Annotated in this window: 25 protein-coding genes; 2 read left to right on the top strand and 23 right to left on the bottom strand. The window is 45.2% G+C overall.

Annotation, left to right across the window (positions count from 1 at the left end; genetic code table 11):
- Positions 1-374: 374 nt before the first annotated feature.
- A complete protein-coding gene (locus HMPREF0240_RS14595) occupies positions 375-1,382 on the bottom strand; it encodes a PhoH family protein (protein ID WP_009004191.1) in 1,008 nt (335 codons plus the stop codon).
- A gap of 255 nt (positions 1,383-1,637) precedes the next feature.
- Here HMPREF0240_RS14595 and HMPREF0240_RS14590 point away from each other — a divergent pair, with 255 nt between their 5' ends.
- The gene (locus HMPREF0240_RS14590; protein ID WP_035313576.1) at positions 1,638-3,182 is read left to right on the top strand and encodes a GGDEF domain-containing protein; all 1,545 of its coding nucleotides are present in this window, start codon (positions 1,638-1,640) and stop codon (positions 3,180-3,182) included.
- 62 nt (positions 3,183-3,244) lie between these two features.
- Here the strand turns inward: HMPREF0240_RS14590 and HMPREF0240_RS14585 are convergent, their stop codons facing one another.
- The 14 genes from HMPREF0240_RS14585 to rsmH all read right to left on the bottom strand — a co-directional run bounded on the left by HMPREF0240_RS14585 (position 3,245) and on the right by rsmH (position 15,087).
- Entirely contained in the window at positions 3,245-4,552 is a 1,308-nt protein-coding gene (locus tag HMPREF0240_RS14585; protein ID WP_009004189.1) for a sporulation protein YqfD, read from the bottom strand.
- Between the two features lie 12 nt (positions 4,553-4,564).
- Positions 4,565-4,849, bottom strand: coding sequence for a YabP/YqfC family sporulation protein (locus tag HMPREF0240_RS14580; protein ID WP_035313574.1), 285 nt, complete (start codon positions 4,847-4,849; stop codon positions 4,565-4,567).
- Positions 4,850-4,979: 130 nt separating this feature from the next.
- Positions 4,980-5,597 (bottom strand): hypothetical protein, encoded by a 618-nt coding sequence (locus tag HMPREF0240_RS14575; RefSeq protein ID WP_009004187.1) that lies wholly within the window; start codon positions 5,595-5,597, stop codon positions 4,980-4,982.
- Positions 5,554-6,792 (bottom strand): ABC transporter permease, encoded by a 1,239-nt coding sequence (locus HMPREF0240_RS14570; protein WP_009004186.1) that lies wholly within the window; start codon positions 6,790-6,792, stop codon positions 5,554-5,556. Before HMPREF0240_RS14570 ends, HMPREF0240_RS14575 begins: the two co-directional genes overlap by 44 nt.
- On the bottom strand, positions 6,792-7,670 hold the full coding sequence (locus HMPREF0240_RS14565; RefSeq protein WP_035313572.1) for an ABC transporter ATP-binding protein: 879 nt from the start codon (positions 7,668-7,670) through the stop codon (positions 6,792-6,794). The genes HMPREF0240_RS14570 and HMPREF0240_RS14565 overlap by 1 nt, the downstream gene beginning before the upstream one ends.
- Positions 7,671-7,859: 189 nt before the next feature.
- Positions 7,860-9,104 carry a HAMP domain-containing sensor histidine kinase gene (locus tag HMPREF0240_RS14560; RefSeq protein ID WP_009004184.1) on the bottom strand — a complete coding sequence of 415 codons (1,245 nt, stop codon included), beginning with the start codon at positions 9,102-9,104 and terminating at the stop codon, positions 7,860-7,862.
- A complete protein-coding gene (locus tag HMPREF0240_RS14555) occupies positions 9,092-9,766 on the bottom strand; it encodes a response regulator transcription factor (protein ID WP_009004183.1) in 675 nt (224 codons plus the stop codon). The genes HMPREF0240_RS14560 and HMPREF0240_RS14555 overlap by 13 nt, the downstream gene beginning before the upstream one ends.
- 66 nt (positions 9,767-9,832) lie before the next feature.
- The gene (locus tag HMPREF0240_RS14550; protein WP_009004182.1) at positions 9,833-10,321 is read right to left on the bottom strand and encodes an NAD(P)H-dependent oxidoreductase subunit E; all 489 of its coding nucleotides are present in this window, start codon (positions 10,319-10,321) and stop codon (positions 9,833-9,835) included.
- A gap of 315 nt (positions 10,322-10,636) precedes the next feature.
- On the bottom strand, positions 10,637-11,692 hold the full coding sequence (locus HMPREF0240_RS14545; RefSeq protein ID WP_009004181.1) for an endonuclease subunit UvrC: 1,056 nt from the start codon (positions 11,690-11,692) through the stop codon (positions 10,637-10,639).
- A 47-nt stretch (positions 11,693-11,739) separates the two neighbouring features.
- Positions 11,740-12,444, bottom strand: a complete 705-nt coding sequence (locus tag HMPREF0240_RS14540; protein ID WP_009004180.1) for a biosynthetic peptidoglycan transglycosylase — start codon at positions 12,442-12,444, stop codon at positions 11,740-11,742.
- A 209-nt stretch (positions 12,445-12,653) separates the two neighbouring features.
- The gene (locus HMPREF0240_RS14535; RefSeq protein WP_009004179.1) at positions 12,654-13,055 is read right to left on the bottom strand and encodes a HEPN domain-containing protein; all 402 of its coding nucleotides are present in this window, start codon (positions 13,053-13,055) and stop codon (positions 12,654-12,656) included.
- On the bottom strand, positions 13,040-13,372 hold the full coding sequence (locus tag HMPREF0240_RS14530; protein WP_035313569.1) for a nucleotidyltransferase domain-containing protein: 333 nt from the start codon (positions 13,370-13,372) through the stop codon (positions 13,040-13,042). Before HMPREF0240_RS14530 ends, HMPREF0240_RS14535 begins: the two co-directional genes overlap by 16 nt.
- A gap of 121 nt (positions 13,373-13,493) precedes the next feature.
- On the bottom strand, positions 13,494-13,973 hold the full coding sequence (gene rlmH, locus HMPREF0240_RS14525) for a 23S rRNA (pseudouridine(1915)-N(3))-methyltransferase RlmH (RefSeq protein WP_009004177.1): 480 nt from the start codon (positions 13,971-13,973) through the stop codon (positions 13,494-13,496).
- Between the two features lie 67 nt (positions 13,974-14,040).
- On the bottom strand, positions 14,041-15,087 hold the full coding sequence (gene rsmH / locus HMPREF0240_RS14520) for a 16S rRNA (cytosine(1402)-N(4))-methyltransferase RsmH (protein WP_035313567.1): 1,047 nt from the start codon (positions 15,085-15,087) through the stop codon (positions 14,041-14,043).
- A 365-nt stretch (positions 15,088-15,452) separates the two neighbouring features.
- On the opposite strand from rsmH, the gene HMPREF0240_RS14515 reads away from it, so the two are divergent.
- A complete protein-coding gene (locus HMPREF0240_RS14515; RefSeq protein WP_148486349.1) occupies positions 15,453-16,013 on the top strand; it encodes a ferritin family protein in 561 nt (186 codons plus the stop codon).
- Positions 16,014-16,184: 171 nt separating this feature from the next.
- Here the strand turns inward: HMPREF0240_RS14515 and HMPREF0240_RS14510 are convergent, their stop codons facing one another.
- From HMPREF0240_RS14510 to HMPREF0240_RS14475, 8 genes are all read right to left on the bottom strand, one after another.
- A complete protein-coding gene (locus HMPREF0240_RS14510; protein ID WP_009004173.1) occupies positions 16,185-16,601 on the bottom strand; it encodes a C-GCAxxG-C-C family protein in 417 nt (138 codons plus the stop codon).
- A gap of 25 nt (positions 16,602-16,626) precedes the next feature.
- Complete coding sequence (gene gltA / locus HMPREF0240_RS14505; RefSeq protein WP_009004172.1) at positions 16,627-18,015, bottom strand: NADPH-dependent glutamate synthase; 1,389 nt, start codon at positions 18,013-18,015, stop codon at positions 16,627-16,629.
- Complete coding sequence (locus HMPREF0240_RS14500) at positions 18,015-18,905, bottom strand: sulfide/dihydroorotate dehydrogenase-like FAD/NAD-binding protein (RefSeq protein ID WP_009004171.1); 891 nt, start codon at positions 18,903-18,905, stop codon at positions 18,015-18,017. The genes gltA and HMPREF0240_RS14500 overlap by 1 nt, the downstream gene beginning before the upstream one ends.
- A 171-nt stretch (positions 18,906-19,076) precedes the next feature.
- Positions 19,077-20,258, bottom strand: coding sequence for an iron-containing alcohol dehydrogenase (locus HMPREF0240_RS14495; RefSeq protein ID WP_009004170.1), 1,182 nt, complete (start codon positions 20,256-20,258; stop codon positions 19,077-19,079).
- 170 nt (positions 20,259-20,428) lie between these two features.
- Positions 20,429-21,892 (bottom strand): chitobiase/beta-hexosaminidase C-terminal domain-containing protein, encoded by a 1,464-nt coding sequence (locus HMPREF0240_RS14490; protein WP_035313564.1) that lies wholly within the window; start codon positions 21,890-21,892, stop codon positions 20,429-20,431.
- An 11-nt stretch (positions 21,893-21,903) separates the two neighbouring features.
- A complete protein-coding gene (gene folD / locus HMPREF0240_RS14485; RefSeq protein ID WP_009004168.1) occupies positions 21,904-22,743 on the bottom strand; it encodes a bifunctional methylenetetrahydrofolate dehydrogenase/methenyltetrahydrofolate cyclohydrolase FolD in 840 nt (279 codons plus the stop codon).
- An 11-nt stretch (positions 22,744-22,754) separates the two neighbouring features.
- Positions 22,755-24,425, bottom strand: a complete 1,671-nt coding sequence (locus tag HMPREF0240_RS14480) for a formate--tetrahydrofolate ligase (protein WP_009004167.1) — start codon at positions 24,423-24,425, stop codon at positions 22,755-22,757.
- A gap of 16 nt (positions 24,426-24,441) precedes the next feature.
- The gene (locus HMPREF0240_RS14475; protein ID WP_035313563.1) at positions 24,442-26,874 is read right to left on the bottom strand and encodes a DNA translocase FtsK; all 2,433 of its coding nucleotides are present in this window, start codon (positions 26,872-26,874) and stop codon (positions 24,442-24,444) included.
- Positions 26,875-26,944: the final 70 nt, after the last annotated feature.

The raw sequence follows: 26,944 nt of genomic DNA, 5'->3' as shown, positions 1-26,944 counted from the left end.
GGATCCCATCAGTATAACGAGTTCTTCCCTACCGGCCGGATGAACCAGCTTACCGGGAGCCGGGACGGACTGTGAAAAGCACCTGTCCTGTTGGAAATGCTTTTAGCGAGCATAGCGGCAGTTAGAGGAAATCCGCGAAATCAGTCAGAAAAAAGCTGCTTCCGAAGCAGCTTTTTAAAACGCCTGAGGCGTTTAATCATCAGATTAAACGGTGAATGCGTTCGGTTCTGACTGATTTTGCGGATTTCCTCTTACTGCCACTTGGCGCAGCGGCTGTATTTCCAACAGGACAGGTGCTTTTCACAGTCCGTCCCGGTTCCCGGTAAGCGTCCCCTCCGCCCAAAAAACACAAAAACCCGTAATCAAACTCCCCCTTATCTTGACTTTACAGGTCCTCCCCGCTTTTTCTCACGTCTGGCAAGAGAGCGCTCTTCTTCTTTTTCGAAGGCTTTTACGATATCTTTCACAATTTTATTGCGGACTACGTCCCGGTTCGTTAATTTAGTGACGGCAATATCATCGATTGCACCCAGAATACGGGCACACCGTTCCAGACCTGAATCCGTATTTCTGGGAAGGTCAATCTGGGTCACATCACCGGTCAGAACCATCTTTGAGCCCTCGCCAAGACGCGTCAGCGCCATCTTTAGCGTGGAAAATGAAGCATTTTGACTTTCGTCGATTATGACTCTGGCCCGGCTTAGGGTGCGGCCTCTCATGTATGCCAGCGGGGCGATCTCAATCTCTCCTCTTTCCTGATGCTTCTCTGATTTTTCACGGCCGAAAATATCGTCCAGGGCATCGTAAAGCGGCCTGAGATAAGGATCTACCTTTTGGGCCAGATCTCCAGGCAGAAATCCGAGGCGCTCCTCTCCTGCTTCTATCGCGGGCCTGCTCATAATGATCTTATCAATCTCGCCGCGTTTTAATTCTTCTGCGGCCTGGGCAACGGCAAGATATGTCTTGCCGGTTCCTGCCGGTCCGATACAAAAAGTAACGACATTTTCTTTTAATGCCTTTACATAATTCTTCTGTCCGAGCGTCTTGCATTTTACGGGACCATGCTTGTAAGTCAGGGTAACAACATCCTGCATAGCCTTATAAGTCTCATCAAGACCTCCGTCCCTGCACTCCTCGACCAGACGATGTACGGTTTCTTCTGTCAGGGCAGCGCCGCCTGTATGGAGCTGCTTCATGCATTCTAATACCTCTTTAACACAATTAACATCGACCGCCGACTCACCGGTGACCTCCAGCATAGAATCCCGGCCAACGATACTTACATGAAAGTTATTTTCAATTAGTTTGATATATTTATCTTCCGATCCGAAAACAGCCTGCTGCTGATTTATCGTATCAAATGACAATTGTTCCTTTTGCAAACGAATTCCCTCGCTTTCCTGATATGGATATAGCACAAGAAGTATTATAGTAGAATCATAACGTTTTTTCAAGTACTACAGCCGCAACTTTATTTGATTCCTTCCCCGCTATGGACAGTTTACTGCGATAAACGGCTGTAAGAACCGAATAAACACTTGACAGTGCCTGATAAATCTGATAACATTTCAAAGATTTAATAGTATATTTTTTTATTCGGTCCAGGTGATGTGGTATTTCAGAGAGGAATGCAGAACATGTGGAATAAATTCAAAACAATGCTGGGAATTCATACAACGCTTCCTTATTTTAATGAAGTGATGCAGCGCTTACACCAGGAAGTAATCAAAAGAAATTTTATCTTTCATTTAGTTACTATCCTGTTTGAACTGATTATGATTATTACAATTTCCATGCGGCCGGGCGGGCCTTTCTTAAAGCCGCGCCGAACCGCATATTTTATAATGTATCTTCTTCTTATACTGGTCACCCTGGGCGTTACGATTGCCGAGGCCTTCATTGATAAAAAACAGCAGGAAAGAAGCTGGCTTTATTATTTCAGGATAGAAAATGCCTATATCATCTTTTTCAGTCTCTGGGGAGTCGCCGTCACTTTGAATGATCAGCTTGGCGGCAATGGCCTTACAGTTTTTACTTATGTTATGATCCTGGCATCAATTTTAACTATGCTAAAGCCATGGCAGACACTGATTGTCATTATGGGAAGCTTCTGCTCCTTAAATATATTGCTCCCTTACTTTCCCGACCCATATGGGCTCAACCAGATCTATAACAATTTTATGAACAGTCTGTTTATCGCAATTACCACATCTGCTATTGCAGCCAGCCTCTATCACTCCAGAATTGAGGCTAAGGTAAATGAAATTATAATTATGAAACAATTCGAGAATATTGAATCTCAGAATAAACAGCTGCATCAGGAAGCGCGTTTTGACGCCCTTACCAGTTTAAATAACCGATTCAGCTATAAAAAAGATATTCAGAATTTTTCGAAAAAAGCGTTTAATTCCTTTGCCTGTATTTATATGGATGCCAATGGGCTACACGAAATCAACAATCATTTCGGCCACAAGGCGGGTGATACGATGCTCAAGGCAGTTGCTGATATTCTGATGCATAATTTCCGTTTGGAGGAGGTATACCGGATCGGCGGTGATGAATTCGTCATTCTCTGTCCCAATATTACGAAGCAGATGATCCTGCAAAAAGCATCCTTAATTTATACGCAGGTGGAGGAGGCCGGTTATTCTCTTTCCGTGGGCGTCGAATGGCGGGACCGGGATTTTGAGATTGAAGAAATTATTCAGACTGCAGAAGCTGACATGCAGAAGCAAAAAAAGCAATACTATTTAAATCAGCCAAGTGAACGTCAGAAGCGTCTGCAGGATAAAAAAACGGATCATCCGATTGCCGGTAGAAATGACATCGATATATTTTTAAATGTATTAGGACCTGCTTTTTTAGGCGTTTATGTTGTGGATATAGAAATTGATACAGTTCGTCACATCTTCATTCCTGATTATTTCAAACAATTTCTGGAAGAGTCCGATTACAAATACAGCAGCGCACTGATGCAGTATGCCCACAGCCTGGTTGAGCCGCAGTATATCCCTCTTTTTGAGGAATGCTGCGATTATCCATCGCTGAAAAAGCAGCTGAAAAAAGATCGGATATCGGAATTCTGCTACATAAAAAAGGATGGCAGTTCAATAAGGGTAAGGATTCTTAACTTTGACCGCAAAACTCTGTGGATTTTTTCAAACACGGATACCCCCCGGTAAACTGTGTTATATATCATGCCGGCCGAATACAAGAAACTGTATTCGGCCGGCAGTATTATATACTACTCTTCAGCAGCGGCATTCTCATCCTGTTCGTTTTTTTCTACTTGCATTATTTCTGTATCTTTCTCTTCTGTAATTCTTTCATTAAGATACAGGATTCCTTTTGCGGCGGCCGTATCCTGGCTTATATGTATTTTAACGCTGTTTTCTATGACCTGAATGTTTTGTTCCTGCAATTTCCCGGTAAACTGATTAAAATTACTGCTTAACTGTTTTTGAAGTTCTTCTTTTGTATATGATTTTTCTTTTGAAGTGTATGACCTTACAATTTTACTTCCATAGGACAGCGGAAGATAAAAATTTTCGCCCAGCTTGATCTGGTGTTCATTTGTATGCATATCCCATTCTTTAAAATCATTTTTCAATGTACCTGCGGATATATACCAGGGACCTGCTTTTATATAATACAGCCTTCGCTGTGATTTTTCATAATATTTCTTTTTATATTTTGTACTGATTGTATCCTCATAATTCATCTGTGTGTCAGCAAATATATCTGCATCGGATTTCTGATACTGGTAGCCTGTCACTTCTCCGGCGTCATTGAGTACCTCTATCCTGCCGGTCACAAGCACATCTCCTTTTGCCACGGTGTCGCCCACATGTACCTGAGGAATGCCGGATCTGGTAATCATACTGGTAATCACGCCGTCCTTTGAAGCAATCAGGTCGCAGGGCGTTTCTGCTTCCTGTCCGGCATCCGGTGCTGCATCACCCTGCCCGGCTGCATCCGCACTGTTTGCGCCCCCTCCGTCTTCATCCCGAAAAGTGTCTTCATTCTCCTTAATCTGGATGCGAAGGCGGCTTCCGTCTATAGAAGCAGAAACCCAGACAATATCATCATATTCTTTCCGGATATCTTTTACGATCTGGGCACAGTCTACACTTCTTTTAGCCATATGCGGAGAAACATCTTTTGTCTCCAGAAATTCCAGAAGTGTCTCGTTTGTCCATTTCTCATTGCCCTCAAAATGGATATCCCATATAAAGCTGGAATAGAGATACAGAAGTCCCAGACAAAGGAAGAAACTAATAAAAAAGAGCTTTCGCCGCCTGTATTTATGTACAAAAAAAGGAAGACCGGTCCTCTGCACAAGCACAACTCTTGTATGCGTCTTCCTGACAATCGGCCTGAGTCTGCGGAATCCCTTCAGGCTCATATACATTTCGTATGCATTCCCGCAGGGATTCAGCCCCCATATATAAATCTGATGATGGCGGCACAGGTTCAGAAAACGTTCCGGGGAATAGCCTTCTACCCGGATTTTCACATACCCGTGCATATAGCGGATGATTGACTGAATCACAGTTCCATTACCTCACTTACAATATTCTAGTGATAAAATTCTGCCTGTTATCTTCATCTCATCATTCGTATAATATTCGATCTGCAGATTTTTTCCCTGCAGTTTTATCTGATACCCTTTGGTTTGTACGCGGATCAGAATATCCGTATATTCTATAATGCCCCGGTAATTCTCAATGCAGACTTCTCCGGCTCCGATAATGGTCACAACAGCTGCCCCGAGGACTACGTCTTTCGGCATGCTGGCCGCAGAGGCCAGCTTTTCTTTTATTTTTTCATTCTCTGCTTCTCTTCCCATATAGAAATGCCACACATACGCCCTTTATTTGTAGTATATGTGCGGCATTTTTGTCCTATTCAGTTATCAGGCATGTTTTATCCCGTGCAGGCCGGCCCCTGGATTATACAGGATCTTCCTATATATAATTTTATTTTCTGCCCCTTATAAATATACCGGCAGCGATGAGGACCAGGCCTCCGGCAAACAGCCAGATTTTTTCATCATAGCTGCCAATGCCCATGGAAAACGGATAGAATACCTTGAGATATTTGGCACCGCTTCCAAATGCGACTATATAATAAAAAACAGGTACCATATAACCGGCAATCAGATTGTCTGTGAGTGCGAAGCTGAAGATTCCAAGCCCTCCCATAAACAGCATTTCGCCCAGGGTGCCCCCGAAATATCTGAATGCATGGATCTCACATCCATTGTAATGGAGTACTGCTATATACACTCCCAGGAGGAATGCGAGCAGAACGGCCGCTTCCAGAACCCGTATACTATAAACTGCTGTGATTTTTGTATACTTCGAACGGATCAGGTCACGGAGGTCAGGATTCTGTTCCGGCAAAAATACCGGTGTCAGCAGAATAATTCCCAGCAGAGCCACATACCGTTCCAGTACTTTTGCGGTATCCTCATATGGCAGATTGCTTACTCCCAGCACAAGCGGTGAAAAGCAGAGCAGAATGACTGCGATTGCAGTGTGGACGGGAATATTATGCTTTGTGTTTTCTTTTAAGATTTCCAAGTATTTTGCCACGAATATCCAGCCTCCCTTTTCTTTTCAGTGAGTAAATAAATATTGAAAAAACTGCCAGCACGATAGACAATGTTGCGTAAAGCCCTCTGTTTGCTGCAAGCTCCCAGAAGTTCTCGTGGAAGCCCATATAATTATAAACTGTATTATGTCTCGGTATAAAGCTCCATCCATATGCGCCTCCATGCATGCTTCCCATGGAACTGAAAACAGTCAGGAACCACCAGACAATCTGTACAAGGACTCCCAGTGCAGTATCTGTCAGCTCTGTCAGCACCAGCCCCACTGCCGCAGCAGTCATTGTGGTTGGAAGCAGCCATCCCAGACTGTATTTTGCAAATGCAAGATAATCAATCCGGATCGCGGTGCCGGACGCTGCCTGTATACACTGAACCAGCGGAATGCAGGACAGCAGAAGAACCGGAACCATGAGCATAATCAGCATAGCTGCATACCTGCTTGCGATGATACTGACGGAAGACGCCTTTCGGCAGGCAATGAGTTCCTGCATTTTTGAACGTCTGTCGCGCAGTCCGCGGGTCACCGCCAGAAAGACCGGCAGAATTCCGAGCAGAATACCCATGTAGTCGCAGAACAGTCTCGCATAGCCTCCGGTGAGATGGTCTTTTTCAATCAGATTATTGTAGTCCTCAAGTGCCTGTTCATATGTCTTTGGCGAGGAAACATTGGATTCCAGGCTGTCAGCAGCATAGTTGGAACCGCCGCCCAGCATATCATCGACTTCCTGCATTAATTTTTTGAATTCTTCGTAATCCAGATCCTCTTTTACCTGTACCGGACTGCTGCCGTATACAATCTGAGCACCGCCCTGAGCCTCCTCAATGGCATCTGCAATATTTTCGCCGCCGGAAAGTCCGGTAGTCTGTTCAATAATTTCCCCAATTCGTTTCTCATCAGCCTCACTGGGCGTGACGGCTTTGTAAAAGCCAATGGGATAGGTGGCATATTTACCATTCATGTATTCAGAGACAAGATAACCAAGCGTAGAATCCATAACATCTTTCTCATCGCCGCCATATGCCAGTCCGTAATTCTCCTGGCCTGGTTCTGGCTTTTCAGCAATTGACATACCACCGAGCTGAGAAAAATAAAAGATCACAAGAATTCCCACAATCAGCCAGTAAATCATGCTTTTCGCAATCTGCCGGCATTCTTTTGCCAATAAGTTCAGGAACATCAGCGATCACCCCGCTCTCCGTGCATGAGATACATGTAGGCATCTTCCACTCCCGCCTCACAGCACTGGGCCCCTTCAAAAGGTTTGTTTTCAGCGATAAAACGAACCATAACATTATTTCCAAGCGTCAGCATACTGGTGACAACATAACGTTCTTTGAGCCGCGGAAGCTCGGATTTGCTTATCTGGGCTGTGTAGACTCTTCCATCCGCCATCTCAATCAGATTTGAAACCGTGCCATGATAAAGGATTTCTCCCTCATTCAATACTGCAATCTGTTCGCATGTTGCTTCAATATCACCGACAATGTGTGTGGAGAGAATTACGATACGCTCCTGTGCGATTTCGCTCAGCAGATTGCGGAACCGAACCCTCTCTTCGGGGTCCAGGCCTGCCGTCGGCTCATCTACGATCAGAACCTGGGGATTGTGAAGAATGGCCTGTGCGATTCCCAGCCGCCGCTTCATCCCTCCGGACAGTGCCTTTACCTTTTTCTTCTTGTCCTCCAGAAGATTGACCTGTGACAGCAGTTTTGGAATAAGCTCTTTGCGCTCCCGGCTTCCAAGCCCCGAGAGTACACCCAGATAATCCATAGCCTCGTAAACGGTCATATTGGGATACATAGAAAATTCCTGGGGCAGATATCCGGTTATCCTGCGTACTCTTGCCGCATCCTCTAGCGGGATACCGCAGACAGAAACGCTACCCTCTGTTTTAGGGAGCAGTGTTGCAAGCACTTTCATCAGCGTTGTCTTGCCGGCTCCATTTCTTCCGAGCAGACCGAACATCCCCTTGTGAATTGTAAGATTCACATCTTTTAATGCACATTTTTGTCCATAATACTGATTCAAATGTTTAATTTCAATTTTTGCAGACATTTTTTTCATCCTCTCTTTTTATAAAACCAGCCGCATCCCCGCCCGCATGAGCTTTTTTACGGGTATACCTTATTCTGCAGCTTAGCTGCGGACCCGCCCGCAGGGCATGTGTTACGGGGTGCACTTGGGTATGCATTTATCATAGTAGGAAAATGTCTACACTTTCTCTACAAAAGCTTAAGAATCTCTTCAATCATTCTTACATGAAAATGAAGCTGTTACAACTGCTCCCTTATCGATACTGTTTGCGATACTGAGCTTTCCACCGTGTTTTTCACATATGAGGCTGCAGATATGAAGCCCGATGCCAAAATGCGGGTCTTCCTTTTCTGATAAAGTCTCGTCAGCTCTGTGCTCTTTGTAATAAGGATTCAATGCATTCTGCAGGTCACTCTGTGTAAATCCCGGACCGTCATCATGTACGGTAAGTACAAGCGTCTCATTATCCGGTTCAAAGGTAAGAATTGTTTCAATCGTGCTTTCTGCATACCGGATAGCATTCGAAAGAAGATTTTCCAGGACCTCCAGAATCAGGCTGCTGTCTGCCAAAACCTGTTCCGTTTCATTCGTCTGCGAAGAAACAGAAAAAACGACTTGTATATCTCCGATCTGGTCCAGCGGGAAAATAATTTCACGGATCTCATCCTCTATTCTGGATACATAGCACTTTTCTCTGTGCACAGGCAGCTCGTCAATGCTGCGTATCCCTTTCATTGTCCGGCTGTATTGTTCCAGGCGGTCCAGATGTGAGGACATCAGGCGCAGAGTATCCAGCATCTTTTCTTCACTTACTTTCCCCTGTGGTATATAACGGGCAAGAAAGTCAGAATACCCTTTCAGAACGGTCAGCGGAGTCCGCAGATCATGGGCGAAAGCAGCATTGAGCTGTTTTTGATTTTCCACAAGCTCCCACATCATCTGTTTATTATGTATGAGTTCCTGTTTCATTTCGTCGAAAGATCGGCACAGCTCACCCATCTCGTCTCTGCTGTCATAGGACAGGTCAAAGTCCAGGTTGTTGTTCCGGACAGCCTCTGTTCCGTCCTGAAGAATCCTGAGGGGAGATGAAAGCCTTCTCCTGTAAAATAACCTGCAGGCAAGTATGGCACCCAAAAGAGTGTATAAAAAGGGACACCATGTACGTATAAAATCCAGCAAATTCATCAGTGTCGTGTCATGAGACGAAAAATTGGAAAATGACTGCGGCCAGAAGGGCCATTCCGTCAGCTTAACGCTGTAAATCCATATCTCATCCCCCTTATTATAGCTCTGCCAGATTCTGCTCTCCCACTGAAAACAGAAAGTAATCGTGATATAGGAAAGTAACAATGCGGCTGCAGCTGCCACCAGAATATACGCAGTGATGGCACTGCAAAACGGCGTGTTCCTGATTCTGATTTTCGTATTGTATATTTTTTCTTCTAACCAATCCATTTGTAACCAACTCCCCATACAGTTTCGATATACTGTTTCTCACTAACCGCCGACATTTTTGCCCGGATGCGTCGTATATGTTCCGTAACGATACTGCTGTCACCGTCCCCATCATATCCCCGAACCCTGTCATATACCTGCTCTCTCGTGAATACCTGCCCGCTGTGCATAGACAGCAGTTCCACAATATTAAATTCTGTTTTTGTCAGATTCAGTGCCCTGCCGTCATAATACACACTGCGTTCCGTATAGTGGATTGCCAGGCTTCCCTGTATCTTCACCGCCTGACTTTGTGATCTGCGCTCTTCTCTCCGCAGATGCGCCTCTACTCTTGCCCCCAGTTCATCAATACTGAAAGGCTTCAATATGTAGTCATCCCCACCCAGCATAAGCCCCTGAATACGGTCCTGCTCTTCCACCTTTGCAGTCAGGAACAAAATAGGGCAGGACACATGGTCACGGATCATACGGCAGACCTCAAATCCGTCTATTCCGGGCATATTAACATCCAGCAGAATCAAGTCCGGGTTGTGTGAAGACTGATCCAGTGCCTCCACACCATTAGAAGCACTGGCCACTTCATACCCCTGCATCTCAAAATAATCTCTCAACAGCTGCACAATTCCCGGCTCATCGTCCGCAACCAAAATCTTCTTACTCATACCTTTTCCACCTCGCTGCTTAACATAATAACATTTAATTATACCAAACAAATATCTACAAAAACCCTACACTCCCAGATGAAGTTCATTTTTCAATATCCCCATAAGCTTTTCCTGGGTAACTCCAGTATACAACTTCCCATCAATCAGCATATTTGGTGCCGTCCCGCAGTGTTTCAGACAACTCTGAGTCCTGACCCTCACCTTCCCATCCCGTGAAATCCCATTCCCCCGCACCTTCAAAACCCGCTGCAGAACTTTATAAATATCCCGTCCCCCCTTCTCAGAGCAGGTCTTCCCCATACAGACAATAATCTCATGCAAAAAAGCCGCCTCCTTCAAAGTAGGATACATCCGGACCAAAGCCCGCACAAAAGCCCCCTTCACCCCCGCCACGTCCGCCACCCGCTCAGCAGTCCCTGCCGTAATACACCCATAAACCTCCTGCAGCTCCCGCAGCATAGCAACAATCACATCCTGCTCCCCTCTGTTTTCCAAAGCCCCATAATACTCAAAAATCTCCTCCGCCCGTTTCCTCTTATCCAATCCATCCATATCACCGCACCTCAAATCCCATTTTATACATCAGTATACCCATTCTAACAAATTTTAATAAAAGACTTAAAAGCACATAACAGGCGGAGAACAGGGGGAAATCCGTGATTCCGAATCACGGATTTGGATGACTCAGCGTGAAAAATTATCAAAAATTTTCACACTGTGTCATCCGTACCCCTGTTTTCCACCTGTCTGCTTCCTAGAATTCGTTAATAAACGGGTGCAAACTCAAACAGCCGCCCGTTCCTTTCGTACCTCCCCGTCTGTCCATCTGCGGCGCGCCCCCATACCAGCCGCCCCCTCAATTTTCTTTCACTTCAAAACAGCCTCTACCCGCACCGGCTGATGGTCTGTATATTCAAAGTCTGTGTCTATATTTACCACCTTGCTGACTTCTATATTATCCGAAACAATAAATCCATCCAGTACATACACCTGCGAATCTTCATAATTCCCACTGTAAGGCCCATTCAAAAGCCTGCATGTGGGCGCGTTATTAGCCACAGCATAGGAAAATCCCTCAGGTATAACTTCTTTTCCGATCACACCCGGTACCCAGCTGTCTTTATCGTGGACAGGATATGTCTCCAGCCCCTCGAAGGTCTGGTTAAAATCCCCTCCTGCAATAACATAATTGCCTTTTTCATATTCTGACGCTAACTTTTCTGCAAGAAGTTTACTCTGTGCTATTTTCCCTTCCCCGCTGTCATATGCTTCCAGGTGAAAATTAATCAGCACTAACTCTTTGTCTGAATCTTTAATCGGAATTCTGGTCTCCAGCATACAGCGCTTCAGGTTGCATGTCTTTATCGGCCACGAAAAGGATTCTGGCAGAGCAATGCGGGAGGCCTTGCTGACGCTGAGACCGGTCATGGTTACGAGCCCGCTTGTTACCTTGCCGATTGGCGGCAGCGGATATGGTACATAGTCAACCTTGAAGTTGCACGCAAACATTCCGGGAAGTCCCAGCTCCTGTTCATAGTATTCCTGTTCGTCAATATGATAGGAACGCTTGGAATCTCTGTCCACTTCCTGAAGAAAATAGATATCTGCATCCTGATCTTTCAGGATGGATGTAATTCCGTTCAGGTTGTTTTCAATAAGTTCCTTGCTTTCGGGCTGTACTTTGGAGCCGCCGTCCATAAAGAAATCTTCATCTTTGCTAAGTCCGGCATATCCTGTATTATACGTCAGAACCGTAAAAGACTCTCCGGTCCCCAATTGAGCAGTTCCATCCCCCGGCTCCACAGTTTCCACGGCATCCGGGCAGTATTCGCGGATTGTGTAATATCCCAGGGCCACAGCCGCAATAATAATCACTGCCAGCAGGATGATACCAACTGCTTTTAGTACTTTTTTCATTTTCATAAAATCAGATTTCCCTTCCCCAAAAAGGATTTTTTTATCAAGTGTCTTTAGCTGTCCGCTGTATCAGTCACGATAGCGTCAGCTTCTTCACGGGTCAGATACTTTTCTTCCACCATGGAATCCAGCACTTTTTTCTGGCGCTGCCGGGCAAGCTCCGGATTCACCGTAGGAGCATATGCTGATGGAGCATTTGGAGTTCCCGCCAGCATCGTGCACTCATAGTCCGTCATATCCTTCGGAGCTTTTCCGAAATACCCCATGCTCGCATCCGCCACGCAATAATATCCGTCACCGAAATAAATGCTGTTCACATATAATTCCAATATTTCTTTTTTACTGTATTTTCTTTCTAATGCAAGTGCCATAAAGCCTTCCGCCACTTTTCTGGTTGCGCTTTTCTCCTGTGTGAAATACAGGTTCTTGGCAAGCTGCTGTGTAATGGTGCTGCCGCCTTCGATCAGCTTACGGGCCTGGATATCATTCTTGACAGCGCGGCCGATCGCAATGATATCAATGCCTGGATGTTTATAAAACCGCTTATCTTCTACGGCTACAACTGCATCCAGATAAATATCCGGAAGCTCTTCAAGCGTTGTATAGGACGGAGACGCCTTGATTTCCTCAACTTTCTGTTCGATACTTTGGGTCTTCAATGCATCTTCATATTTCACATATCCCTTATATCCAAAATAACCTCCCACGCACAGAAGACATAGAAAAAGCAAAGCCAGCAATCGTCTGATAAATTTCATATATTTCCTCTCTTTCGTACGAATATCTGTTAATAACGAAATTATATCAGATGAAGATAATATTAACCTAATATTACTCTTAAAATTTTCTTAAATTCATATACCTTACCACCCTTATAATACCATCAATACACTTCCATTATAAAAACCTAGACGGACACATAATGTTTATCTAGGTTTCTTTTTTTTAATATTCAATTCCCACCGCATTATAATACTTCTTTCTCCTTCAGGTATTCGTATATATACCCGAAAAAAATATCTGCCGAAGCAACCTGCTCTTCTGCCTCCTGCTTAGACGCAATGAAAAAGTCTTCATAGTCTGCATGTTCTCGCATTTCAGACGCATTACGGATAATCTTTGATGTTTCTTTTGGAAAATCCCCTATTTTAACGTGATATTGATTAAAATGAGCAATCACTCCGCTATGCTTACTACTGTCAAATTCATCTAAAACATTAACTGCACGCATAGCATGGAAAATAGCATAATATGATCGGTTCAATGCTAATTTATACCGACCATCTTCAAGCATAGCCCTAGCATTATCCAATTCTTCTTTTGACCTTTTGATTCTGTATTGCGATAAATCCTTTAAGCTGCCTGCCATAATACTACCCCATCTTTCTTAACATTACGATAAAACGGCATAATATTTTCCCATTCTTTAAATTTCTCATAATCAATGCGAAGAACTGATAATACGGTATCATATTCCAATTCAAGGTCAACCAGGATATCTGTTAATGCGTCCCGCATTTCCTTAGTATGTCCATCCTTTAGTAATATTGCAATATCAACATCCGATTCATCAGTCTGCGTTCCTCTTGCTACCGATCCATATAGTATAATACTAATTAGAAGATCGCCATATATTTCTTGTATGCTTAAAATCATCTGCTCCAGCATCTTAGGATTAATTTTCATGCTAATCATCCTTTCATAAATGTTTAGGTTATGTTTAAATATTACCTCATTTAAAGTGGAAAATCAACCATTCTGCATCATCTCCTCAGCAGTTAATATGCTGCATGTTAAAAAACCGCCTTTATTTATGATATGGCTCTCCCTGAATAATGCGGTAGCTTCGATAAATCTGTTCCAGCAATATTACCCTCATTAATTGATGCGGAAAGGTCATTTTCGAAAAGCTCAGGGCGAAGTCCGAACGCGCCATCACCGAAGAACTTAGTCCAATTGATCCGCCGATTACGAAAATGACATGACTGGTACCGGTAACTCCCAGTTTTTCTATCTTATCGGCCAGCCCTTCTGAGGTGATCTGTTTCCCCTGAATTTCCAGAGTTATAACGAAGGAGTCCTCCCTGATATGTTTTAAGAGCCGTTCCCCCTCCTTCTCACGAATTTTTCCCTCAATTGCTTCACTTGCCTGATCCGGAGTTTTTTCATCGGCTACTTCTATCATATTTAATTTACAGTATTTGCTCAGACGCTTACTGTATTCCGCAATTGCATCTTTCAGGTATTTTTCTTTGATTTTGCCTACCGTTAAAACAGTAATTTTCATATTTTATTCCTTTAGTGTTTTATTATAATTATACACTGGCTGACTGCTGTCAGAGTGCAGCCTTCTGTCAGGCTTTCACGGCCCATCTCATTTTTGTGGAACGGGCTCTGCTGTTTCTTATGCACTCTTCGGCCGACGGCCTGATGACATCTTTGGAATAATCACTGTATATGCCCTCATTGTACAGCCGCTTAAATGATTTTTTGACCAGTCTGTCTTCACCTGAATGAAATGTCAGTATGGCAGCGCGCCCGCCCGGCGCAAGCACATCTGGAAGCTTATCCAGAAAAGCATACAACACTTCAAATTCATTGTTTATGTCAATTCTGAGTGCCTGAAAGGTTCGCTGGCAGGATTTTTTCACCGCTTCCTTTCTTTCGGCTGCCGGCAGGAAGCTCAAAGCGCTTTCTATGACCTCTCTCAATTGTCTTGTTGTTTCTATTTTCTTACCTTTTTTGGTTTCAAGAACAACTGCATCCGCAATCTCTTCGGCGTAGGGTTCATCAGCATTTTCAACCAGCATTCCCTGCAGCTCTTCACTTGTTATCGTACCGAGCCGTTCTGCCGCTGAGATACCAGCCTCGGGATTCATCCGCAGATCCAGAGGCCCCTCTGTCTTATAGGAAAACCCTCTTTCCGGATTATCAATCTGCATAGACGATACGCCCAAATCCGCCAGGATAAAATCGAAGGGACCTGCCTCGGCTGCTATCTGATCAATATTCGCAAAATTCAACAGTCTGACGGTTAAAATCTCCGGTCCATAGCCCAGATTAGACAGCCGCTCTTTTGTCTTTTGAGACTCAATAGGGTCTACATCAAGGGCATAGATATGTCCCTGATTCTCCAGACATTTCAGCATTTCCAGCGTATGTCCCCCGTATCCCAGGGTTGCATCCAGGCCTTTCTGCCCCGGCTTTATCTGCAAAAATTCCAGAATCTCCTGCACGCAGATAGAGATATGCATTCCTGCAGGTGTGCTGCCCTTTTGTATCACTTTTTCGATTGTACCGGCATATTTTTCCGGCTGCAGCTCTTTATATTTTTCTTTATAGTTACGAGGGTGGGTTCCCTTATAACGAGGTCGCCTTTTATGTTGTTCGTTGTTTTCCATTGTTGTTCCTTTCATTATAAATGGCAGGTAAAAGTTCTTTCAGCTTATTTTAACTTTTACTGCAATAAAATTTTCGCTATTTCATAAGAGTGCTTTTAAAAATATGTTCTTATTATATATCAGGAAGGACACACAGGCAATCCTTTTTGCCCAATCCGGCTTTTCCCGTCCGGGTCCCGTTACTGTTCACATGCAAACCTGCGAATATTAACTCGGTCTGCCATTCCTGGATCCTGATTGCAAAATGTATTTCGATACTACAAAAATAGACGATTCTAAAAGGAATCGTGTGGAAAAAACATATTTTCTGTGCTTCACACATAGATTGTTTTGTCAGTACCTTCAAGTAAAGGAGTATGTAGAATATGAATAATTGTGATAATGGCAGAAACGATGATGCTGTAAAGCCGGAAGCCTGTCAAAAGAAAGAACTCTTTGCAGCTGAAGCCCCTTATCCGCCGGTCTGTGTCGATGGTATAAACCGTCTGTATGGGAGAATGATGCTGGACAATGTGGGCGGACAGAATTCTGAAATGTCAGCCGTCAGCCTGTATCTTTACAACAATCTGCTGTTGCTGGAAGATGAAAGGCTATCCTATGTCTTTCACAAAATCAGCATTGTGGAGATGCACCATCTGAAGATATTCGGACAGCTTGCCCGGATGATGGGGGAGAATCCAAGACTATGGACTTACAGAGGCAATCAAATGTTTTACTGGTCACCCGGTTTTAATAATTATCCCATGGATCTCAGGCCGCTTCTTATGAATGCGGTGAATCATGAACGCCAGGCTATACAGAAATACCGTTCACAGTGTGCCAATATCCAGGATCAAAATATTGTAAGATGCCTGGAAAGGATCATAATGGATGAGGAAATCCATATGCAGATCTACGAGTCCCTGTACAACGAATACTGCGGGTAAAGCAGATATTTACTTAAAAATCACCTTTTTATTAAGAAAAAAGAGACTGCTGCAAAACAAATGATTCATACAGGATACCGATGCCGGCTGGAAAGCTTGAAATCGTACCCTTTTTGAATGATTCATTTTACGGCAGTCCCTTTTGTAGTATGATATAGTTATTACTACTTTTTATTTTACAGGATTGGCAGCCAAATACTCTTCCGTCAATTCCACGGCATCCGCAATACATTGATCGCAGCTGCACAGAGGTCTGTCAGTTCCGATTCCTTTTAATTCATGGCAGATAATGGACTGATTCTTCTCACGAAACCTGGCAGCACAGTCTTTCACCTTTTTATAGGTGTCCGCCTTGGTAGATGCTCCTTTGTCAAGGCTGCCTATGCTGTTCTGCATACCCAGTACCATAGTCATACCAGACACGGCACCGCAAACTTCCATCATGCCCATTCCAAAACCAAATCCCTCGGAAATACGAAACATTTCTTCCTCAGAAACACCGAAATCTTCGCAAAATGTGCAAACTACGGCCTGACAGCAGTTATAGCCTTTTTTATGATATTCCAGAGCAGTTTCTTTTCTGGTCATAGATCTCCTCCTGTAAAAAACGGTTTTATTTTTTGTTCAGATATTCATCAATACCCTTTGCACCGGCTTTTCCTGCACCCATAGCAAGAATAACAGTTGCGGCGCCAGTCACGGCATCTCCACCTGCATAAACGCCTGCTTTGGATGTCTGCCCGTTCTCTTCTTCCGCAACAATACATTTTCTTCTGTTTACTTCAAGCCCTTTCGTTGTAGAAGAAATCAGCGGATTCGGGGAAGTACCAAGTGACATAACAACGGTGTCCAGTTCAATCTCATATTCAGAGTCTGGAATCTCTACCGGACGTCTTCTTCCGGATGCATCCGGTTCGCCCAGTTCCATTTTAACCACTTTCATGCCCTTAACATATCCGTTGTCATCCACGAGGATTTCTTTCGGATTTGTAAGAAGGTCGAAGATAACGCCCTCTTCTTTAGCATGATGAACCTCTTCTACTCTGGCAGGAAGTTCCGCTTCACTTCTTCTGTAAACAATATGTACCTCTGCGCCAAGTCTTAATGCAGTTCTGGCTGCATCCATGGCAACATTACCGCCGCCGACTACCGCAACTTTAGTGCCTGCAACGATCGGAGTATCATAATTATCATCGAATGCCTTCATCAGGTTGCTTCTCGTCAGATATTCGTTTGCAGAAAAAACGCCGTTCGCATTCTCACCCGGAATACCCATAAACATTGGAAGACCTGCACCTGAACCCACAAAAACAGCTTCAAAACCTTCTTCTTCCACAAGCTGGTCAATCGTTGTGGATTTACCGATTACTACATTAGGTTCGAATTTGACCCCTAACTCTTTTACTTTTTCGATTTCTTTTGCTACGACTTTCTGTTTTGGAAGACGGAATTCAGGAATTCCATATACAAGTACACCACCAAGTTCGTGCAGGGCTTCGAAAACAGTTACATCATATCCCATCTTTGCCAAATCTCCTGCACAGGTAAGCCCGGAAGGACCTGAACCGATGACTGCTACCTTACGTCCGTTGTTTGTCTCAGGGCATACTGGTTTGATATCGTGTTCCAGCGCATAATCAGCTACAAATCTCTCAAGCTTTCCTATAGAAACAGGTTCCCCCTTAATTCCGCGGATACACTTTCCTTCGCACTGTGATTCCTGAGGGCACACACGTCCGCAGATAGCAGGAAGTGCTGAGGATTTACCGATTACTTTATAAGCTTCTTCAATATTACCTTCTTTTACTTCTTTTATAAATCCCGGGATATCAATCGCTACAGGACAGCCGTCGATACATTTGGCATTCTTACAGCCAAGGCATCTGGTCGCCTCGTCCATTGCCTCTTCCTGATTATATCCAAGGCAGACCTCTTCAAAATTTGTTGCACGTACTTTTGGGTCCTGCTCTCTGACAGGCACTTTCTTTAATACATCAGCCATTAGTTGTCACCTCCGCAGTTTCCGCAGCCACCGTGATGAGTGTCTCCTTCTTGTACTTTCAGTACCGCACGGCCTTCTTCTGTCCTATACATCTGGCTTCTCTTCATAGCCTGGTCAAAGTCGACAAGATGTCCGTCAAATTCAGGACCGTCAACACAGGCAAACTTGATCTCATCGCCAACCTGAAGACGGCATGCGCCGCACATTCCTGTTCCATCTACCATGATTGGATTCATGCTGACGATTGTAGGCAGGTTCAGCTTCTTTGTAAGCAGACATACGAACTTCATCATGATCATGGGTCCGATTGCCACGCATACATCATACTGTTTTCCTTCATTCTGCACCAGATCTTCGATCACAGCAGTAACCATGCCGGAACGGCCATAGGAACCGTCATCCGTTGTAACATACAGATTGCCTGCCACAGACTCCAATTCTTTTTCAAGGATCAGCATGTCTTTTGTCTTGGAACCTACAATAACGTCTGCTTCAATCCCATGCTCATGCAGCCACTTAACCTGTGGATAAACAGGTGCAGCGCCCACCCCTCCGGCTACAAATAACATTTTTTTATTCTTCAGTGCTTCCAGATCTTCGTGAATAAACTCAGACGGACATCCGAGTGGTCCCACGAAATCACGGAAACTGTCTCCTTCTTTTAAGTCAGCCATCTTTATAGTAGATGCGCCTACTTCCTGGAATACAATTGTAATAGTTCCCGCCTCTCTGTCATAGTCACAGATTGTAAGCGGAATCCTTTCACCTTTGTCATCCATCTTAACAATCACAAACTGTCCAGGCTGGCAGTGGCTGGCTACACGCGGTGCATGTACATCCATAAGATAAATCTTATCAGCCAGTTTTTCTGCTTTTAATATCTTGTACATCTTATTCCTCCTTGTAAAAAATCACCCTTTCCTTATAATACGCTATAAATAAAGGAATGGCAAGTATTCTTTCAAAAAACAGAGCATGTTCTGTTTTCTCTTTATAAACAAAAAGAGGGGCAGACACATTCTTGTGCCTGCTCCATCCATATGTACCAGGAAATCAGTGAATTAGAAATCAACTTCTGTTCCGTAGTAGATGCAGTTGAATAATCTTTCCATCTCTGCAGGAGTAATGCTTCTCGGATTGGAACCTGTGCAGGCATCACCGACAGCCAGCTCAGAAATACGTGCGATCTTTTCTTTGAATTCATCTTCGTTAATGCCAAACTCTTTCAGAGTCTTTGGAATGCCAAGCTGAACATTGAAGTCATCAATCTTTTCGCAGAGGCTGTTGATCAATGCCTTCTCAGAAGCTCCCTGAAGTCCGACTCTGCGTGCAATCTCGGCGTAACGCTTTGCCGCTACCGGATCTTTTGCATTGTACTTGATTACAAATGGAAGGTACATTGCATTTGCGCATCCGTGGGTGATATGTCCTGTTGAGAAAGCAGCTCCTGTTTTGTGAGCCATTGAGTGTACAATACCAAGCAGTGCATTTGAAAATGCCATTCCCGCCAGGCACTGTGCTGTATGCATCTCTGCTCTTGCATCCATATTTCCTCTGTAGGAAGCCGGCAGGTAATCAAATACCATCTCGATCGCCTGGATTGCCAGAGGATCTGTGAATGCACAGTTTAATGTGGAAACATATGCCTCAATTGCATGGGTAAGTGCATCCATACCTGTGTATGCCACCTGTTTTGCCGGAAGTCCCTCTACCAGTTCAGAGTCAACAATTGCAACGTCAGGTGTGATATTGAAGTCAGCCAGAGGATACTTAACGCCTGTCTGATAATTTGTGATAACAGAGAATGCCGTTACTTCTGTTGCCGTTCCTGATGTAGACGGAATCGCTGCGAATTTAGCTTTTTGTCTTAATTCCGGGAAGTTGAACGGAATGCATAAGTCTTCGAAAGTTACTTCCGGGTATTCATAAAAAGCCCACATTGCCTTTGCTGCATCTATCGGAGAACCGCCGCCCATAGCGACAATCCAGTCCGGCTCAAATGCGCGCATAGCCTCGGCACCTTTCATAACAGTCTCAACAGATGGGTCTGGTTCTACGCCTTCAAATAGCTGAACCTCCATGCCTGCTTCTTTCAGGTAGTCTACCGCTCTGTCAAGGAATCCCTGGCGCTTCATGGAACCGCCTCCTACTACGAGGATTGCTTTTTTACCTTTCAGGTTTTTCAGTTCTTCCAGGCATCCTTTTCCGTGATAAATGTCTCTTGGTAATGTGAATCTGCTCATTTTTATTGCATCTCCTTTATTAGTACGTTATTTTTTTAACATGCTCATTATAACACTGTTAAACTTTTAACGCAACCCGATTACCTTTAAATTTGCGTTAAATTTTGCACAAAAATACCGCTGCAATTATGTTGGAAATTAAACATAATTACAGCGGTATTTATCTTACCTTATTCGGACAGTTCCAATACGTAATTTCTTTTCGTTATCTGTGTCATTTTGCCGCTTTTGCTGACAAGAACTGCGCAGAACATGGTCTGCCCTGCGGGCATATCAATGGGTCCTTCATATTTGGCAGATGTAGTGCCGGGATCCGTGCCATCCATTGTATAGTAAGCCGTATATCCCTCAGGGACATTAATGGTAATCTGTGTGGCCGTATCGTACTGTCCGGTGGACGGTGTAACTGCAGGGGCATCCTCAACAGGAATATCTACAGTGTATACTTTTACCGCGGTGAGGCTCGGGACCTTCTTTTTATTGACGGATATTGCCTTTATCGTAGTTGTTCCTTCTTCCAGAAGGATCGGTTCCTCATATTTTGTGCTGGATGTATCAGGCTCTGAACCATCTGTCGTATAATAAATGGTCTCGCCGCCGGAGCCAAGCGATACTTCCTGAACTTCCGGATAAGTCCCCTCTTCCAGGCTGAATTCCGGTTCTTCGGATACATAGGACTTTACGTCCAGGAGAACATCATCGTCCTCGCATGCGTCCAGAAGCTCTGATATCTTCAGCAGCTGCTTGCTGTCCACATAAAAATCAATGGCAGCTTTATACAGCTCCACATTGGACGGCTGTGAACTTATAGCCGTCAGGAACACGGCCTCTGCTCCTTCCAGGTCGTCCTGCTGACTGTATGTTTTTGAAAGGCCGGTGTAGGCCTCAGCTTTTTTATTATTCTTAGAGATTGCCTTGTTGAAATAATTCTCCGCCATTGTATAGTCACTCGTCAGAAGCGCCTGATTTCCTTTTCTTACCTGGCCCTCGTACGAGTTCTGATACAGGACAAATCCCAGTATTCCTGCCAGAATCAGCAGGACCAGAACGATAATAAGTGCTCTCTGACGCCGTTTTTTCGCAAGTCGTTTTTTGCGTAAAATTTGCTGGCGCCGTCTCTCTTCCGCCTCGTTTCTTTCCTGGCGCATGGCGCCTGTGTTCTGCCGCATGGATCCTGTCGACATTCTTCCGGTCTGCCGCATAGAGGTGGTGTTTCTTCCCGTCTGGCGCATCGAACCGGTAGTATTCCTGCCTGTCTGCCGCATGGAGCCGGTGGAAGTCCGTCCCGTCTGATATCTGGAATCTGAACCGGACTGGCGCGCCGAACCTGCCGTGGACCTGCCGGACTGACGTCCCTGTCTCATCGCCTCATTTCTCCGGGCACGTATCTCATCCATTTCTCCCTGGCTCAGTACTCTTGTAGAATTACTGTACTCTCTTGTTCCGTCACGGCGGTATCTTCGGATATCGTCTGTCCTGATCTGTCTTGTGGCGTCTTCGATAGAACCCTTCACTTCCTGAGCGAGGACATCTTCCAGAGGATTATAATCTGGCACAATCTGAACTTCCATATGGCATTCCGGACAATAAAGCATGTCATCCGGAATCATGGCACCACAATGTGTACATCTCATCTTATTTCCTCCTACCTGCGTGCAGTTTCCACACAGTTGTTCATCAGCATGGCAATTGTCATAGGCCCTACTCCGCCCGGCACAGGCGTTATAGCGGATACTTTATCAGCCACATCCGTAAAATCCACATCTCCACAAAGCTTATTGTTCTCGTCACGGTGCATTCCTACATCAATAACCACAGCCCCGTCTTTTACATATTCTGCATTAATAAACTGTCTTTTCCCAATCGCAACGATCAGAATGTCCGCACGCCGTGCCACTTCTTTGAGGTTTTTTGTACGGGAATGTGCTACAGTTACCGTACCGTTTTCCCTCAGAAGCAGGGCGGCCATAGGCTTGCCTACAATGTTGCTTCTGCCGATCACGACGCATTCTTTTCCTTCAATCTCAATCTCGGAGCGTTTCAAAAGCTGGATAATCCCAGCCGGAGTACAGGACAAAAAGCCTTTTTCACCAATCCAGAGGCGCCCCACGCTTCCCGGATGAAATCCATCGACATCCTTATCCGGTGAAATCGTGCGGATAACCAGATCCTCGTTAATATGTGGGGGAAGGGGCAGCTGCACCAGGATTCCGTTGACCTCACTGTCAGCGTTCAATTCCTCTACAAGAGACACGAGTTCTGCTTCAGTGGTCGTCTCAGGAAGCTCATAAGCCCTGGATTCTATCCCGATATATGCGCAGGCCTTTTTCTTGTTGTTGACATATACGGAGGAAGCCGGATCGTCTCCAACCTGTACAACAGCCAGGCAGATATGTCCCCCGTTTTCGTTTATTTTCTTTACTTCTTCTTTTAATTCATCTTTAATCTGTGCTGAAATCAGTTTTCCGTCAATTATCTGTGCCATTCCATCCTCCTTTAGAAGAGCCCGGTAATCTTACCATCTTCAGTAACATCAATATTATTTGCAGCGGGAACTTTCGGAAGCCCCGGCATTGTCATAATTGCGCCTGTCAGTGCGACAACAAATCCGGCGCCGGCGCTGACATATACCTCGCGGATGTGGATATCGAAATTCTCCGGACGCCCAAGTTTTTTTGCATCATCAGATAAAGAATACTGATTCTTGGCCATACAGACAGGGAAGGCTCCAAAGCCCATTGCCTCGATCTTGGCCAGCTGCTTTTCGGCTGCCGGTTCGTAAACAACTCCGCGCGCTCCATATATTTCTTTTGCTATGGTCTCAATTTTTTCCTTCAGTGACAGTTCGTCTGCATACAGCGGGTGGAAATAACTCTCCTTTTTTTCAAGCGTCTCAAGCACTTTTTCTGCAAGCATGACACCGCCGTCTCCGCCCTTTTCCCATACTTCGGAGAGTGCAAACTCACAGCCTCGTTCCTCACAGAACCTGCGGATATAATCATTTTCCGCCTCTGTATCTGTCACAAATGAATTCAGTGTTACAATAACTGGTACATCATATTTCTGAATATTTTCTATATGTTTTTCCAGATTTACAATTCCTTTTTCGAGCGCTTCCAGATTCTCTTCGCCCAGATCGCTCTTTGCAACTCCCCCATTATACTTCAAAGCGCGCACTGTTGCAACTAAAACTACAGCATCCGGTTTCAGGCCTGCCTTGCGGCACTTGATATCCAGGAACTTTTCTGCTCCGAGATCTGCACCGAATCCCGCTTCTGTAATAGTAATGTCACTGATCTTCAGAGCCATCTTCGTCGCACGGACGCTGTTGCAGCCGTGTGCAATGTTGGCAAAGGGGCCGCCGTGTACCAGAGCCGGTGTATGCTCAAGAGTCTGAATGATGTTCGGCTTGATGGCATCTTTCAGGAGGGCGGTCATCGCACCTGTAGCCTGAAGATCGTCCGCTGTCACCGGATCTCCTGCAAAATTATAGGCCACGATAATTCTGCCGAGTCTTCTTTTCAGATCTGCCAGATCATCTGCCAGGCAGAGAATAGCCATGATTTCTGATGCTACGGTTATGACGAAATGATCTTCTCTTACCATCCCGTCCATCTTATTGCCCAATCCTACGACTGTATTACGGAGCACTCTGTCATTCATATCCAGACAGCGTTTCCAGACAACCTGCCGCGGGTCGATCCCCAGCACATTCCCCTGCTGGATGTGATTGTCCAGCATAGCGGCGAGCAGATTGTTGGCGGAGGTAATTGCATGAAAATCTCCGGTAAAATGAAGATTCAGATCTTCCATCGGAACAACCTGGGCATAACCGCCGCCGGCAGCGCCGCCTTTGATTCCGAAACAGGGGCCCAGGGATGGCTCCCGCAGGGCAATCAGTGCCTTTTTATTCAGCTTTGCCATTGCCTGTCCGAGACCTACCGTGGTGGTTGTTTTTCCTTCTCCCGCAGGTGTGGGGTTGATCGCCGTTACAAGAACCAGTTTTCCGTCCTCACGGTCTTTGATCTTATCCCACAGGTCATCGGAAAGTTTTGCTTTGTATTTGCCATAGAATTCTAGGTCCTCTTCCTCAATCCCAATCTTTGCTGCCACATCTCTTATATGCAGCAGCTCTGCCTCCTGTGCAATCTGAATATCTGTTTTCATTTCTTTCCCTCCTGGATTATATATTTTCTTCTATATACTGTTCGAATTCTTCTTCTGTCATTAGAATCTTTCTGGGTTTTGTCCCCTCTTCTTCCCCGACAATTCCCGCTTCTGCAAGCTGGTCCATGATACGCGCCGCTCTGTTGAATCCTATTTTGAACATGCGCTGCAGCATACCGATTGATGCTTTCTCCTTATCAATGATAAGCTTTCCTGCCTCCACAAAATATGTATCCCTCTCGCTTCCGCCGTCTGCTGCGCCCGGTGCTATACCGACCGCGGAGGTACCTGTATTGGAGTTCACATGCTCTTCCACTTCCTCACTGTAAGAAACGTTGCCGTTGTGCTCAATCAGATGGTCAACGACCTTCTGCACCTCTTTGTCCGAGACAAAGGAACCCTGCACCCTGACCGGCTTCGGATAGCCTGTCGGGTAAAATAACATATCTCCTTTTCCAAGAAGCTTTTCTGCCCCGTTCATATCGATGATCGTACGGGAGTCAACTCCTGAGGAAACTGAAAAAGCAATTCGGGAAGGCATATTCGCCTTGATCAGTCCCGTGATAACGTTTACGGAAGGGCGCTGGGTAGCCAGGATAAGATGCAGCCCGGCCGCTCTTGCCAGCTGTGCCAGACGACAGATCGCTCCCTCCACTTCTCCGGGGGCAACCATCATCAGATCGGCAAGCTCGTCCACGATAATCACGATCTGCGGCATCTTCTTCGGAGCCTCCTCACTGGTCTCGAGGTGGCCGATCTTTTCGTTAAATCCCTTCAGATCTCTTACATTATATTCTGCAAAAAGCTTATAACGCTTCTCCATCTCGGCAACGGCCCAGTTCAGAGCACCGGCAGCCTTCTTCGGATCAGTGACAACCGGAATTAAAAGATGCGGAATCCCATTGTATACGCTGAGCTCCACCACTTTCGGATCCACCATGATCAGTTTTACGTCTTCCGGATCTGCTTTATATATAATACTCATAATCAATGTGTTGATACATACGGACTTACCGGAACCAGTGGCACCCGCAACAAGCAGATGAGGCATCTTCGCAATATCTGCGACCACGACTTTTCCGGATATATCTTTGCCTACAGCAAAAGATATGCTGGACTTGCTGTTCTTAAACTCATTGGATTCCAGCAGGTCACGCAGCATAACCGCTGTATTCTCACTGTTAGGTACTTCTATGCCGACGGCAGCCTTTCCTGGAATCGGGGCCTCGATCCTCAGATCAGTTACGGCCAGATTCAGCTTAATATCATCGGCCAGTCCCACAATTTTACTAACCTTAACGCCCTGTTCCGGCTGAATCTCATACCGGGTGACAGACGGGCCGCAGCTCGCATTGGTAACATGTACCTGCACGCCAAAATTCTGGAGCGTCTGTTCCAGCTTGAGGGCGGTAGCCCGCAGGTGTGCGTCAGAATCTCCACTGGCTTTCTTCCCGCGGTTCAGCAGAGAAAGCGGCGGAATCCGGTAGATTTGCAGCGGCTGTTCTTCCTGTGCCTTAATGGTCTCTTCCACATGAACAGCTTCGGCAGCCACCATCTGGGCGCTTTCCTGTGTTTTTCTCTTTTTCGCCGGTTCCGGTGTCTTAACCGGTGTCTCCGGTACAATCTCCTCGACAGCTTCCGCTTCCGGGCGGTTGATCACCAGATCTTCAAATGGAGACGGCACTGGTGCTTCCGACGTATTTGACTCCTCGGGTGACAGTTCCATCAGATCCGGAGTCTTTCTGCGTGAGCTTTTATCCGAAAGCGTTGTAGCAAAAGAAACGCCGGATACTTTATTATCCTGCCTTTTTAACTTCTCAGTCTCTCTTTGTTGTCTCTGCTGCACCCGTTTCTTTGCGGATGCTTCTTTCTTTCTTCTGGCGTCTTCATACGCTTTTTTACTGTGACGGCTTAAGGGTGAGAGAAGGGACTTCTCTGTTATCAGGATCACACAGATCACCGCAAGAATAATAATCACCACGTAAGTACCCACCACGCCAATCAGCGGGCAGAACAGCTTAACGATGCAGCCGCCCAGAAAGCCGCCTGCATTTTTATGCTGGCTGGCCAGTTTGTAATAGGTTAACAGTCCCGCTTCAGAATCATACGGGTTCATTACTAATTCTAAAAATGCTGTCAGCAGAAGCAGCAGGATCACTGATGCCGCTGTTTTTATGTACGCGTGTGCGTTGCCTTTATTTGATATTGTAAAGGCAACCACACCGAACAGGATAAATGGCAGAAGGTATGCCATGAATCCGAATAACCCGAACATTACTGACGAAACTGCCTCCCCCGCAATTCCACCCAGGCCAAAATTACTAATAACAAGCAGGATACATACTGCCAGTATGGCAAGTATCAGAATCTCCTCTTTCAGGGCTGTATTTTCCTGCTTCTTTGTCCTTCGGCCCGTTGTTTTTCTTTTCTTTGTCGACTTTGCAGCCATTATACTTCCCCCTTGGTATTTTACACATACTGTATTTAGTATACCATTATTTGAAAAGCATGTCATTATT

It is taken from the genome of Clostridium sp. D5, from assembly GCF_000190355.1.
Lineage (GTDB): Bacteria > Bacillota > Clostridia > Lachnospirales > Lachnospiraceae > Faecalicatena > Faecalicatena fissicatena_A.
This window is presented reverse-complemented; position numbering and strand designations above follow the sequence as displayed.

Excerpts from the sequence above, each read along its gene's own strand:
- rlmH (WP_009004177.1), bottom strand. The coding sequence starts at position 13,973 with ATGAAAATTACTGTTTTAACGGTAGGCAAAATCAAAGAAAAATACCTG.
- HMPREF0240_RS14555 (WP_009004183.1), bottom strand. The coding sequence starts at position 9,766 with ATGAGTAAGAAGATTTTGGTTGCGGACGATGAGCCGGGAATTGTGCAG.
- HMPREF0240_RS14495 (WP_009004170.1), bottom strand. The coding sequence starts at position 20,258 with ATGAGCAGATTCACATTACCAAGAGACATTTATCACGGAAAAGGATGC.
- HMPREF0240_RS14550 (WP_009004182.1), bottom strand. The coding sequence starts at position 10,321 with ATGGATGGATTGGATAAGAGGAAACGGGCGGAGGAGATTTTTGAGTAT.
- HMPREF0240_RS14480 (WP_009004167.1), bottom strand. The coding sequence starts at position 24,425 with ATGAAAACAGATATTCAGATTGCACAGGAGGCAGAGCTGCTGCATATA.
- HMPREF0240_RS14515 (WP_148486349.1), top strand. The coding sequence starts at position 15,453 with ATGAATAATTGTGATAATGGCAGAAACGATGATGCTGTAAAGCCGGAA.
- gltA (WP_009004172.1), bottom strand. The coding sequence starts at position 18,015 with ATGGCTGATGTATTAAAGAAAGTGCCTGTCAGAGAGCAGGACCCAAAA.
- HMPREF0240_RS14510 (WP_009004173.1), bottom strand. The coding sequence starts at position 16,601 with ATGACCAGAAAAGAAACTGCTCTGGAATATCATAAAAAAGGCTATAAC.
- folD (WP_009004168.1), bottom strand. The coding sequence starts at position 22,743 with ATGGCACAGATAATTGACGGAAAACTGATTTCAGCACAGATTAAAGAT.
- HMPREF0240_RS14580 (WP_035313574.1), bottom strand. The coding sequence starts at position 4,849 with ATGGGAAGAGAAGCAGAGAATGAAAAAATAAAAGAAAAGCTGGCCTCT.
- HMPREF0240_RS14535 (WP_009004179.1), bottom strand. The coding sequence starts at position 13,055 with ATGGCAGGCAGCTTAAAGGATTTATCGCAATACAGAATCAAAAGGTCA.
- HMPREF0240_RS14540 (WP_009004180.1), bottom strand. The coding sequence starts at position 12,444 with ATGAAATTTATCAGACGATTGCTGGCTTTGCTTTTTCTATGTCTTCTG.
- HMPREF0240_RS14490 (WP_035313564.1), bottom strand. The coding sequence starts at position 21,892 with ATGAGATGTACACATTGTGGTGCCATGATTCCGGATGACATGCTTTAT.
- rsmH (WP_035313567.1), bottom strand. The coding sequence starts at position 15,087 with ATGGAAAACAACGAACAACATAAAAGGCGACCTCGTTATAAGGGAACC.
- HMPREF0240_RS14565 (WP_035313572.1), bottom strand. The coding sequence starts at position 7,670 with ATGTCTGCAAAAATTGAAATTAAACATTTGAATCAGTATTATGGACAA.
- HMPREF0240_RS14475 (WP_035313563.1), bottom strand. The coding sequence starts at position 26,874 with ATGGCTGCAAAGTCGACAAAGAAAAGAAAAACAACGGGCCGAAGGACA.
- HMPREF0240_RS14530 (WP_035313569.1), bottom strand. The coding sequence starts at position 13,372 with ATGAAAATTAATCCTAAGATGCTGGAGCAGATGATTTTAAGCATACAA.
- HMPREF0240_RS14570 (WP_009004186.1), bottom strand. The coding sequence starts at position 6,792 with ATGTTCCTGAACTTATTGGCAAAAGAATGCCGGCAGATTGCGAAAAGC.
- HMPREF0240_RS14560 (WP_009004184.1), bottom strand. The coding sequence starts at position 9,104 with ATGGATTGGTTAGAAGAAAAAATATACAATACGAAAATCAGAATCAGG.
- HMPREF0240_RS14545 (WP_009004181.1), bottom strand. The coding sequence starts at position 11,692 with ATGAAAATGAAAAAAGTACTAAAAGCAGTTGGTATCATCCTGCTGGCA.
- HMPREF0240_RS14590 (WP_035313576.1), top strand. The coding sequence starts at position 1,638 with ATGTGGAATAAATTCAAAACAATGCTGGGAATTCATACAACGCTTCCT.
- HMPREF0240_RS14500 (WP_009004171.1), bottom strand. The coding sequence starts at position 18,905 with ATGTACAAGATATTAAAAGCAGAAAAACTGGCTGATAAGATTTATCTT.